This window comes from Paenibacillus radicibacter, assembly GCF_024721995.1.
GTDB classification, from domain to species: domain Bacteria; phylum Bacillota; class Bacilli; order Paenibacillales; family NBRC-103111; genus Paenibacillus_AM; species Paenibacillus_AM radicibacter.
Map to the genome: position 1 here is coordinate 1 of NZ_JANQBC010000024.1, position 10,523 is coordinate 10,523.

General features: G+C 41.8%; 11 protein-coding genes and 1 pseudogene. 10 read left to right on the forward strand and 2 right to left on the reverse strand.

Going from position 1 to position 10,523, the window contains the following annotated elements:
• The 5 genes from NV379_RS25560 to NV379_RS25580 all read left to right on the forward strand — a co-directional run.
• A partial coding sequence (locus NV379_RS25560) for an IS3 family transposase (RefSeq protein ID WP_258207824.1) occupies positions 1-144 on the forward strand: 144 nt, incomplete at its 5' end.
• 362 nt (positions 145-506) lie between these two features.
• Complete coding sequence (locus NV379_RS25565; RefSeq protein ID WP_258210161.1) at positions 507-848, forward strand: luciferase domain-containing protein; 342 nt, start codon at positions 507-509, stop codon at positions 846-848.
• Position 849: 1 nt separating this feature from the next.
• The gene (locus NV379_RS25570; RefSeq protein WP_258210162.1) at positions 850-1,728 is read left to right on the forward strand and encodes a haloalkane dehalogenase; all 879 of its coding nucleotides are present in this window, start codon (positions 850-852) and stop codon (positions 1,726-1,728) included.
• A 170-nt stretch (positions 1,729-1,898) separates the two neighbouring features.
• Positions 1,899-2,921 (forward strand): saccharopine dehydrogenase family protein, encoded by a 1,023-nt coding sequence (locus tag NV379_RS25575; protein ID WP_258210163.1) that lies wholly within the window; start codon positions 1,899-1,901, stop codon positions 2,919-2,921.
• A gap of 24 nt (positions 2,922-2,945) precedes the next feature.
• Positions 2,946-3,368, forward strand: a complete 423-nt coding sequence (locus NV379_RS25580; RefSeq protein ID WP_258210164.1) for a VOC family protein — start codon at positions 2,946-2,948, stop codon at positions 3,366-3,368.
• A gap of 107 nt (positions 3,369-3,475) precedes the next feature.
• On the opposite strand, the gene NV379_RS25585 is transcribed toward NV379_RS25580, so the two are convergent.
• Together NV379_RS25585 and pdxR are read right to left on the reverse strand one after the other, a co-directional pair.
• A complete protein-coding gene (locus NV379_RS25585; protein WP_258210165.1) occupies positions 3,476-4,144 on the reverse strand; it encodes an MOSC domain-containing protein in 669 nt (222 codons plus the stop codon).
• Positions 4,145-4,188: 44 nt separating this feature from the next.
• Positions 4,189-5,583 (reverse strand): MocR-like pyridoxine biosynthesis transcription factor PdxR, encoded by a 1,395-nt coding sequence (pdxR, locus tag NV379_RS25590; RefSeq protein WP_258210166.1) that lies wholly within the window; start codon positions 5,581-5,583, stop codon positions 4,189-4,191.
• 114 nt (positions 5,584-5,697) lie between these two features.
• On the opposite strand from pdxR, the gene NV379_RS25595 reads away from it, so the two are divergent.
• The 5 genes and pseudogenes from NV379_RS25595 to NV379_RS26210 all read left to right on the forward strand — a co-directional run bounded on the left by NV379_RS25595 (position 5,698) and on the right by NV379_RS26210 (position 10,352).
• Positions 5,698-6,654 (forward strand): proline dehydrogenase family protein, encoded by a 957-nt coding sequence (locus tag NV379_RS25595; RefSeq protein ID WP_373426171.1) that lies wholly within the window; start codon positions 5,698-5,700, stop codon positions 6,652-6,654.
• Positions 6,655-7,116: 462 nt separating this feature from the next.
• A pseudogene (locus tag NV379_RS25600) lies at positions 7,117-7,994 on the forward strand (PhzF family phenazine biosynthesis protein).
• Between the two features lie 566 nt (positions 7,995-8,560).
• Positions 8,561-9,511, forward strand: coding sequence for an RNA polymerase sigma factor (locus NV379_RS25605; RefSeq protein WP_258210168.1), 951 nt, complete (start codon positions 8,561-8,563; stop codon positions 9,509-9,511).
• Positions 9,512-9,545: 34 nt separating this feature from the next.
• On the forward strand, positions 9,546-9,944 hold the full coding sequence (locus NV379_RS25610; protein ID WP_258210169.1) for a VOC family protein: 399 nt from the start codon (positions 9,546-9,548) through the stop codon (positions 9,942-9,944).
• Between the two features lie 339 nt (positions 9,945-10,283).
• Positions 10,284-10,352 (forward strand): hypothetical protein, encoded by a 69-nt coding sequence (locus NV379_RS26210; RefSeq protein ID WP_373426172.1) that lies wholly within the window; start codon positions 10,284-10,286, stop codon positions 10,350-10,352.
• Positions 10,353-10,523: the final 171 nt, after the last annotated feature.

Consider the following 10,523-nt stretch of genomic DNA (forward strand, 5'->3'; position numbering starts at 1 on the left):
CTATACTTAAAGGAATTTGAAAGTGTGGAGCATTTTAAAACTGAACTAGAAAAATATATAGATTACTACAATACGAAACGGATGAAGGCAAAATTAAAAATGAGTCCGGTACAGTACCGAACTCATTTCACCCAAGCTGCCTGATGAAATAACCGTGTCTAACTTTTAGGGGTCACTTCAATTGAAGTCTGCGCTGCGGGGTGTTTTTGCTTGATAAAGGAATCCATCGTTAACGTAGAGAAGACAGATTGGAAGAGGTGAATTTGAATTTTTCTCCTCCTGCGAACATAAATTTTGTGATTTTCTAAAAATAATAGTTGCAATAGCATTGTATACAGCGTATATTGCAATTAGTTGCAATAGCATTGTATACAGCGTATATTGCAATTAGTTGCAATAGCATTGTATACAGCGTATATTGCAATTAGTTGCAATAGCATTCTATTTGTACAGAGTGAAGTTTAAGTGAAAAGGGAAACCAATCCCAAGAAGGAGGAGTAGGAAGTATGACAGGAAGTGGAGGGGTGACGCTCACGGAAGAGTTGATGTCGTGGGACGGTGTATCGAAGCATCCGCATCGGTTCGGGGGAATTGAATTTCAGTTAAACGGGAAGGAAATCGGCCATCTTCACGGCAACAGCTTGTTTGACCTTCTATCGACGAAATCCGAACGAGATCGGTGGATCGAAGAAGGAAAGGCACAGTCGCATCATATGTTCCCCGATTCGAATTGGGTTTCCGTGTATTTGAACTCTGAGCAGGATGTTGCACATGCGATTGAGATCACTCGTTATAAATTTGAACGTATGCAAGAACAACAAAATAACAAATTGGAAGGTGAGATGTAAAATGATTAATGAACTTTTCCCGTATGAGAAAAAGCGCATGCAAGTAAATGGTGTGGAGATGGCTTATGTAGAGGAAGGAAACGGCAATCCGATCGTCTTCTTGCATGGCAATCCAGCATCCTCCTATCTATGGCGCAATATCATTCCTTATGCACAGAAGTTTGGCCGTTGTATCGCGCCTGATCTCGTCGGCATGGGTGATTCAGACAAACTTCTAAGCAGCGGACCTAACGTGTACACCTTCGATCAGCACCGCGGATATCTCGACAAGCTGCTCGAACAGCTAGGTGTTAGCGAGCGAGTTACGTTTGTTGTGCATGACTGGGGTTCGGCGTTGGGGTTTGATTGGGCGAAGCGTCATCCAGGCGCAGTTAAGGGCATTGCATATATGGAGGCGATAATTAAGCCAACAAGCTGGAGTGAAATGCCAGAGGAAGGACGCAAGGTGTTTCAAGCGCTTCGATCATCAGAAGGGGAACTAATGGTGCTGGAACAAAATTCGTTCATCGAGTATAACTTGCCGGTTAACATTATACGCCAGTTGACGGAAGAAGAGTTTGCCCAATACCGTCGTCCATTCCTGGAGCCGGGTGAAAGCCGTCGTCCTATGCTGAGTTGGGCGCGTCAGCTTCCGGTTGGCGGTGATCCAGCTGAAATCATAGCAATTGTCAACGAATACGGTGAATTTCTAGCGCAAAGCACCATTCCTAAACTTTTTGTACATTGTGAACCCGGTAGATTGTCGAAAGCAAACACCGATTTCTGCCGAACTTGGCCGTCTCAGACTGAAGTTACGGTACCTGGCCGCCACTACCCGCAAGAAGATGCACCCGACCAAGTAGGCGAAGCACTTACTGCATGGTTGGAAAAACTGGTATAACGATGAAATTTAAAGTATTCTGAAAATTGTAAAATTAAGTTGAAATGTAGGTACTTTTTAGTACCTAGGACACTTTAAAGTGCTTATAGCACTTTAAAGTGCTTTCTTCCATTAATTGTTCCTATCCAACATAATACTCTCATAGCAGTTATCCAAAGGGGGAAAACAATATGAGTTTACGCGTACTAATTGCAGGTGGATATGGAATGATTGGAAGCCATGCAGCACGACATCTTAGACGGATCAATAAAGAAGTAGAGATCATAATTGCAGGTCGTAATCCGGAAAAGGGAAAAGCACTTGCAGAAGAACTAGGCAATGCAAGTGTCGCACTTCTCGATATTATTAACGTTGATTCTTCACTAGATGCAGTAGGTGATATCGATCTGATTGTCGCTGCGCTGCAAGATCCTGCTGATAAATTGATTCATGCGGCTATTGCAAGAGATATTGCACACATTGGGATAACCAAATTAATTGGAGATATCAGTCCGATCACTTTCGCAGCTATACAAACACCCTTAAGCAAGCCAGTCTTATTACTCGGTCACACAGACGCTGGAATTAACATGTATGTCGCACAAAAAGCATCCGAAGATTTTTCATCTATACAATCGATTCAATTAGCTTCACTCTATGATCCCAATGATCCTATTGGTCCAATGAACGCAAGTGAATTTGACGATAATGGTGGAATGTCGGAACAAGCACTTATTCGCAAGGATGGGAACTGGGAATGGGTGAAGGTTAGCGATAACATCCGTCAAATTCATATTGATGGAGTGTCTTTAGACGGTGTACCTTACCAATTACTAGATGTACCGAGTTTAGCAGGAACTACTCGCGCACCTAATATTCGGGTGGATATTTTGCAAGGCGAATCCATAGGAACTAAAGCTGGGCAAACACCCTCACATGATGTATATATCGAGATCGAGGGCATTTTGAAAACTGGAGAAGAAGTCGTTCGCAAAGTTGTTGTGTCTAATCCCAATGGTCAGGCGCATGAAACAGGTCTTGGGATCGCAATTGCAATTGATGGTGTACTGAACTTGGTCGGTAAACCGAATAGCGGTGGGATCTACTTGCCAGAAACACTTGTGAATACAGACGATGCCATTCATCGGATAGAGGAGTCAGGCGTTCGTATAGAGAAGAATGATTTCATTAAACTTAAGACAGAATTCATTTAATTGATGGAGGATTGGAGGATATAGATGAAGCCACGGATTGCTGTTCTTACGATTGGTGTAGATGATTTAGAACGATCATTAGGTTTTTATAGGGATGGGCTCGGTCTTCTTACACAAGGGATTATCGGTACGGAGTTCGAGCATGGTGCCGTTGCTTTCTTCGATTTACAAGCTGGACTAAAGCTTGCGATCTGGGAGCGTAAGAATCTTGCTCATGATTCTAGAATGCCTCTATCCACACCGAGTCCAACTGAGTTTTCGATTGGTCATAATGTGGAGAACAGGGATGAAGTAGATCAGATTATGGAAGCAGCTCGTAAGGCTGGCGCAACAATCACAGTTGAAGCACAAGACACGTTCTGGGGTGGGTATTCGGGGTATTTTCAAGATCCAGATGGACACTTATGGGAAGTTGTGTGGAATCCGGACTGGGTGTTTGAGGCGTAAAACTTTACTGCTCAATATTGTTTAGAATTTTATATTATAAGAGCCCAAATCTTTGCGGATGCAAGAGATTTAGGCTCTTTTTAACATTAGGATAGAGGCGCAATGACTTAACCCCAACCTTTTTTCTTACCTGTTTCATACTGTTCTTGCAAGGCGCTTCTTATACTTTCCGATAGTTCCTTAACTTGCAGGACTTTCTCAACTTTATTCGGATTAAAGCAATCATGGAATTTAACATCATTCACCAAAGCAACCGAAACGTCATCGGAAACTCGCTCAATTAAAGTTAATTGATCATGAACAGAAACCATACCTTCTTTTAACACTCTCATTAAAAATCCTGTATATCCCGTATTTCGGACTTGTACGATTAAACTTGGTATTTCATACTTAGCAGCAAGCTTATAACAAGGGTTTCGCGGCTCAGATATTTGAACAATGGCATCCCCAAAGGAAAAAGTATCGCCAATATGTGCCTTATCTTCCGTCAAACCAGCGACTGTTAGATTTTCTCCAAAAAGAGCAGACTCAACCATGTTCTTAAATGTCGGTCTCCAATAATCATAGTGGTCGTACGGATACACGCATACTGCTTTGTTCTCACCACCATGATGTTCATAAGCCTGTTCATCCTCAATAAATCCTAGCTTACTTAAAAATAAGGGGGTTTCGACAGGCTGTTTCTTAATTGCAGATTGATATACTTTTTTTCCATATGTATACGTTTCAATCTTACCGGTATTTAAAGATTTAACTAGATATACTTGTCCATTCATTGCATGCGCCTCCCTTATTAACTTTCCATATGTTTAACATGTCATTAGAGAATACTTCTTAACCTACGAATTCCTTCTTCAATTTCAGCACTAGATAAATGACCGAAACCAAGGATAATACGATGCACATGATTTCCTTTACGATTAGCATGCATTTCAACAGGTTGTAGAAGCACGTCAGCGTGATGAATACGATCCAGAACTTCCTCAGTGAAACGAATATGTTTAAACTCCGCTATCAAATGTAATCCCGTTGTATCTCCAGTGACACGTACTTCTTCTCCAAAATGGGACTTAAGAGTTTGTTTCACTATATCTCTTCGCTGTTTGTACACTTTTTTCATACGATGAATATGTCTTTCAAGATGCCTCTCCTCAATAAACCGTGCGAGAGTTAGCTGCTCCATGGAAGGTGTATGTAAGTCGCTAAACCATTTCAGACTTCTACACTGCTCAATAAGTGGACGAGGCAGTACCATGTAACCTATGCGTAGTGCAGGGGAGAGTATTTTACTAAAAGTACCCAGATAAATAACGACGTTCGGATCGAGACCTTGCAAAGAACGGATAGGTGAGCCTTCATAGCGGAATTCACTGTCATAATCGTCCTCAATAATGTAATTACCTGTTTGGCGGGCATTTTCAATTAATTGAACTTTTCGCTGGATCGGAAGAACTGCTCCGAGTGGATATTGATGGGAAGGTGTTACATAGACGCTGCCATGATGATGACCTTGTGTCATAAGGGAAGTATCTATACCGTGCTCATCAACAGGAAGTGGTACTAGATTAGCGCCGTGGGATCTGAAGATCGTCTGAATATCATTGGTGATAGGGTCTTCGATCATAAAATCTTCTCCTGGTTTAACAAGGAGTTTGGCAACTAAGGTTATGCCCTGAGTAGCACCGGATGTTATTACTAATTGATTAGGTTCACAACGTACACCGCGTGTTCGCAGCACATATTGTGCGATTGCGCTTCTGAGTTCATACCTACCTTCTGGAGAACCATATCCGAAGCTGTCACTAGGTGCTTCTACTAACACTTGCTGGGTGAGTTGACTCCATATTTTACGTGGAAAAAGATCCAGAGCAGGAATGCCAGAGCGAAAGCTAATCTGATTCTCATTTGAAGATTTCGAGATACTTTCTTCAGTTAGGATTGATTGTTCAGGAATAGAAGATTGTTCAAGTAATAAACCTTCGGCAACATAGGTGCCAGAGCCTTGTTTGCTTTCTAGATAACCCTCAGCCATTAGCTGATCATAGGCTTCTAGAATCACATTACGTGAAACATGAAGATGACCTGCCAATTGACGAGTTGAGGGAAGAGGGGATCCAGCAACAAGTTCACCACTAAATATTTTCGTTTGAAGCTGATTGAATACTTGTCTGGTAAGCGTAGTAGGTAATGTACGATCTAATGTCATCCAAACCACGGGTGCATCCGCCCTCCTTAACTGGTACCCATCCAAATCCGTATGAAGTGGTTCTCATCATAACCAGTTTAACATGTTAGTCTTATTTCGAATAGAAAAGGAGGGGCTTACATGTTGGAAAATGAGAAGCTAATTGCAGATACACTAAGGAAGATTGCAAGGAATCTTGAGGTGAAACGTTTCGTGATGGAAACACCGGAAATCTACAATACATTACTCAAACCGGCTAAGCGCTATATTGCAGGTGACAAGAGAGAAGAGGGAATTCGGTTAGCTAAATCTCTTCGTGCAAAAGGTTATGGAGTATCGATGGAGTATATAGGTGAAAATACAGATACTGCGGAAGCATGTCAAGTCGCCAGAGATGAATTCTTGGCACTGATTCTTGATCTTGCGGATGAAGATCTGAATGCACCAGTATGTCTTGACTTATCACATATTGGTTTAAGTGTAAGCAAAGAATTAGCCATCACAAATATGGAAATAATAGCTAATGAAGCTTTCGTGAAAGGAATCACAATCATGATAAGCATGGAGGAAGCATCCAAAACCGAGGATATTCTTCAGATTTATCAACAAATCGCATCGCAGTACCCGAATGTAGGAATTACGATTCAAGCGCATTTACACCGATCTATGGATGATCTGAAGTCGATTTTACATATTCCAGGTAAGATTCGAATTGTTAAAGGGGCTTTTCAGGAAGCAGCTGATGTTGCAATGAATCGATCTGCAGAACTGAATGAGCGATACTTGGAATTGGTTGAATTATGTATTCAAGAAAAGCATGCTGTGTCAATTGCAACGCATGACGAATATCTTTTGCAAAGAATACAGTCTAGAGGATATTTGAATTTGCCATTCGTAGAGATTGAAATGTTATTCGGGGTTAAACCAGATCTGATCAAACATTTTAACCACAATAAATATTCCACTCGTGTATATGTCACATACGGATCCGAATGGTATTTGTATTTGTGTCATAGGCTTGCAGAGCATGTGCCGAATGTTGCAATAGCAATCGCAGATATAAATCAAATAGATGAGATTAAATACGAAGTGAATTATTGAGATATCAGTAAAATTTGATAATTGTGAATTGGATGTGTGGATATGCGCATATCCAATTACTTCTTAACACTACTTCACAAAATCCGTATTTCTTTAAAAGTCAATGAAATTATTTATTTATCGTAAAAAATAAACACGTTAAATAATGTGACACATTATATGAATGTAAATTTTGTTTAGATTATTAGGGAGTTTATAGCTAAGATAAAACTAGATGTTACATATTAGACGATTTTGAATACGATCTCTGGTGAATATGTTAAAAGTAAATAAACCATTAGACTGAGAAAATATAGTATTAGACTGGACGGCATTAAGCTAACGGGCAGATTAACGCAACAATTCAATCGCTCCTGTCGTCTTTACCTAGTAATAAATCGATAAAAGGAAGATCATGGAGGCGATTGGGACGTGCGGTTGCGCACATCGTTTTTTCGAGGATAAAGAGAGGATGAGCGGAAAATGAATGTGGAAGTGTATACGTTAAATGCGTTTGCGAAAGGGGAGCGTGGCGGTAATCCAGCAGGCGTTGTCTTGGAGGATGGCCTTTCTCTGGATGCTGCCGAAATGCAGCTCATAGCGAAGGAATTGGGCCTTTCGGAGACGGCCTTTATGGAAAAATCCCTGCTTGCGGATTACAAAATCCGCTATTCACTCCCGCCAGCGAAGTTGATCTGTGCGGACACGCCACGATTGCTGCGTTTGGACTAATGCATTCGCTGGGTTTGTCAAAGGAAGGGACCTCCTATTCGATAGAAACCAAGGCAGGGATTCTGGATGTCGATATTAGCTCCGAGGGTCTTGTTTATTTGTCACAGGCTTTACCACAATTTCTTGAAAGGATATCCTGTGAGGAAATCGCCCCATCTTTGGGGATGGATGCCGAGGATCTGGAAACCGGGTTGCCCATCCAGATTGTTTCGACGGGCCTGCGGGACATTATGATCCCGATCCGCAGCAGGAAGCTCTTGAATGAGGTTCAGCCAAATTTTGATGCCATAACCGCCATCAGCGAAAAATATGATGTGGTTGGATATCATCTGTTCACGATGGATACTCCAGACGATGCTGCTGCGGAATGCCGGAATTTTGCGCCGCTGTACGATATTCCCGAGGAGAGCGCGACAGGAACATCCAACGGTGCCCTGCTCAGCTATTTGTACCAACATGGCCAACGATCTTTGCGGGAAGTAGAGAATGTCATGTTCAGGCAAGGGTATTCGATGGATTGTCCTTCTGAAATCAAGGCAGGATTGCGCCTGAGCGAGAGCGGCGAAATCAATCAGGTTCGGGTCGGCGGTGCAGTGGCTGGCATTGAACGAAGACATATCATGATATAAGCGGAATCAAAAAGCCTGTTTGCAGCCACCGTACCATAGGGGGCAAACAGGCTTATTCTGCTACTGCGAGGCTAGATAGCAGAGGATGCTTGCGTAAGCAGACGGGTTAACAGTTCTTCATCCAACCTGTCGTTTTCCTTGATTTTGATCGTTTTGCGTTCCTCGAGGCCATCGAACAAGCCCCTCCCGCAATGCTAGGCTGTTTGCGTTGAAGATCGTGAACGACACGTAGTTGCATTGAACTAACGGGACACTAAAGCTTAATAGATAACTAAGACACGGCTGCTGACATGGATTGGCAGCCGTGTTACTCTAACGGGCAGGTTAGTTGAGCAGGAGTTAGAGAGCCATACCACATGTATTGGTACGTTTTTTTGTTGAAACCAGTCACTCTAGCAAGCATGTTGACTATACACTCTAGCAAGCATGTTGACTATACAGGTATTTCTTTCTATATGACGAATTTATACTCTGGATCATACCAAATAAAATAGTTTTAATCCGGCCGTATGATTTTCAAAATGCTACACGTCTTACATAAGGAAAAACAGGAAGGGATGGATGGCATGTCCGAATCTTACGATCCGATTGTTGAAGAGACTCGAGCATTACATAAGAAATTCGAAGATTTGATCGAACCGCATCGCCAATCTCTCTGGAGATACTGCCGCTATTTAACAGGCTCTCCATGGGATGGAGAAGACTTGTTTCAAGAAACGTTATTAAAATCTTTTGCAACGATGGCCCAAATTTGGCATCCGCTTGCATTAAAATCATACTTGTTCCGAATTGCCACAAATGCGAGAATTGATGGGTTACGGAAAAAGAAGGTTCCAATGGATACGTATGCAGAACTGGATTTATACAACTTTCCCGAAGAAACGGTTGATCCATTGGAAATGATTGAGGCACTTGAAGTATTGGTCCAGTATCTGCCGCAAAGGCAGATTGCTGTGTTCCTACTTATGGAAGTATACGGATTTACCGCTTCCGACGTAGCCGGGATGGTACGGATGACCGAAGGTTCAGTTTATGCAGCCCTTCACCGTGCGAGAGCCAATATCCGCAAGCATCGCAACAAAATTCCGGATCAAATTCAGCCAGATAATATAGAATCCAACGCTCAGCTGCTGGATACCTTGCTTCAGGCAATGAGAAGCGGCGATATGGACAGTATTCTTGGAATGTTTGAGGAAAGTATTCAAAATGATGCCAAACCCGGATTTCAGGAATATTCGAAGAAAGAAATGCTTAATGGTTCCTTCAAACATAGAGGGCCGGTTTTGCATGTTTCGTTGGAGCTTTTGTGGGGTCGGAAAGTATTCGTGGTATTGGCTGAAACCGAGCTAGGGCTTGCTCTTCACGATATTGGCGAATATGATTTCGAGAACAACCGGATTGTGTATCATCGAGGTTATTATTTTTGTAAAGAATTGTTGCTCGAAGCAGGAAAAACGCTTAACGTACCCGTTCAGTTGCAGAAAGCTCCAAATCTGGATTGGCGTGAGAAAAGATAGTCTTAAAAGATTAAAAACAAGGAGGAAGTTCACAATGATTAATCCTGTAGAAAGTAAGAATCCCATTCAGAGTAAGATCAGTTCCGTAATTCTTTGGTCAAGAAATCTTGATAAGTCGGCAGAGCAGTATAGCAGTCTATTTAATCTTTCGAGCGAGCAACAGGAGCGTTTCGGTCACTTGCACATCCTGCATTTGTCGAACGGAACGGACATTTTGATTGATTCCAATGGAATGGATAATGCTCCAATTCCAGATAAAGCTCCGCCGCTTTGCTTCGTACCCGCTGATGATATAGATGAAGCGGCTGTTTTAATAGAAAGTCTAGGATTCCAAATCATTTATGGTGGGATCATCCGGAATGAGTTTGTATCCTTCTTCAACATGCGTGATGATGATTTCAATGTGATTACGGTATGTCAAAACCATAAATGATAAGTAAATTAGTTTGACATAAGGAGGTTGCTGAAAAAGTCATCCAAGATGACGTTTGAGGCAGCCTTTTTTTATTCTCTATCGTTACAGGTTAAACAGTATGGGAATCGTATCCAGTAAAATTTGGGACATTGCACTAACGAGCAGGATAGTTTAATAACATACATTATTGAGCAGGCTGCCGTAGTCTGCACGTTAACATCAGCATGGAAGTTACATCCCATATACTGTAAAATACACCTAATAACTAATGAAACATAGCTTTTAGGGAGGGTTGCTTATTATGAAGAATAGTTCCAAGCCTGTACATTTCTTAATGACCAAGGGTCTGATTGGTCGATCTGCGGTGGTGCTGCTATCGATTTATTTCTTGGTAGGCAGACTAGAATTCATAAAAACTTGATGTAATATGACTGGTTTCATACAGAAATTACGTCTTAATTCTAGAGACTCGATCAAGGAGGTAGTTTGGGGTTGTGCTAAACGATGATGAATATGTCTTAAGGGCTAAACGTGGAGACATGGATGCTTTTTCGACGTTATTGAAAAAGTATTCAAATGCTGTGTATGCCGCCACAT

Excerpts from the sequence above, each read along its gene's own strand:
- NV379_RS25565 (WP_258210161.1), top strand. The coding sequence starts at position 507 with ATGACAGGAAGTGGAGGGGTGACGCTCACGGAAGAGTTGATGTCGTGG.
- NV379_RS25570 (WP_258210162.1), top strand. The coding sequence starts at position 850 with ATGATTAATGAACTTTTCCCGTATGAGAAAAAGCGCATGCAAGTAAAT.
- NV379_RS25575 (WP_258210163.1), top strand. The coding sequence starts at position 1,899 with ATGAGTTTACGCGTACTAATTGCAGGTGGATATGGAATGATTGGAAGC.
- NV379_RS25580 (WP_258210164.1), top strand. The coding sequence starts at position 2,946 with ATGAAGCCACGGATTGCTGTTCTTACGATTGGTGTAGATGATTTAGAA.
- NV379_RS25585 (WP_258210165.1), bottom strand. The coding sequence starts at position 4,144 with ATGAATGGACAAGTATATCTAGTTAAATCTTTAAATACCGGTAAGATT.
- NV379_RS25605 (WP_258210168.1), top strand. The coding sequence starts at position 8,561 with ATGTCCGAATCTTACGATCCGATTGTTGAAGAGACTCGAGCATTACAT.
- NV379_RS25610 (WP_258210169.1), top strand. The coding sequence starts at position 9,546 with ATGATTAATCCTGTAGAAAGTAAGAATCCCATTCAGAGTAAGATCAGT.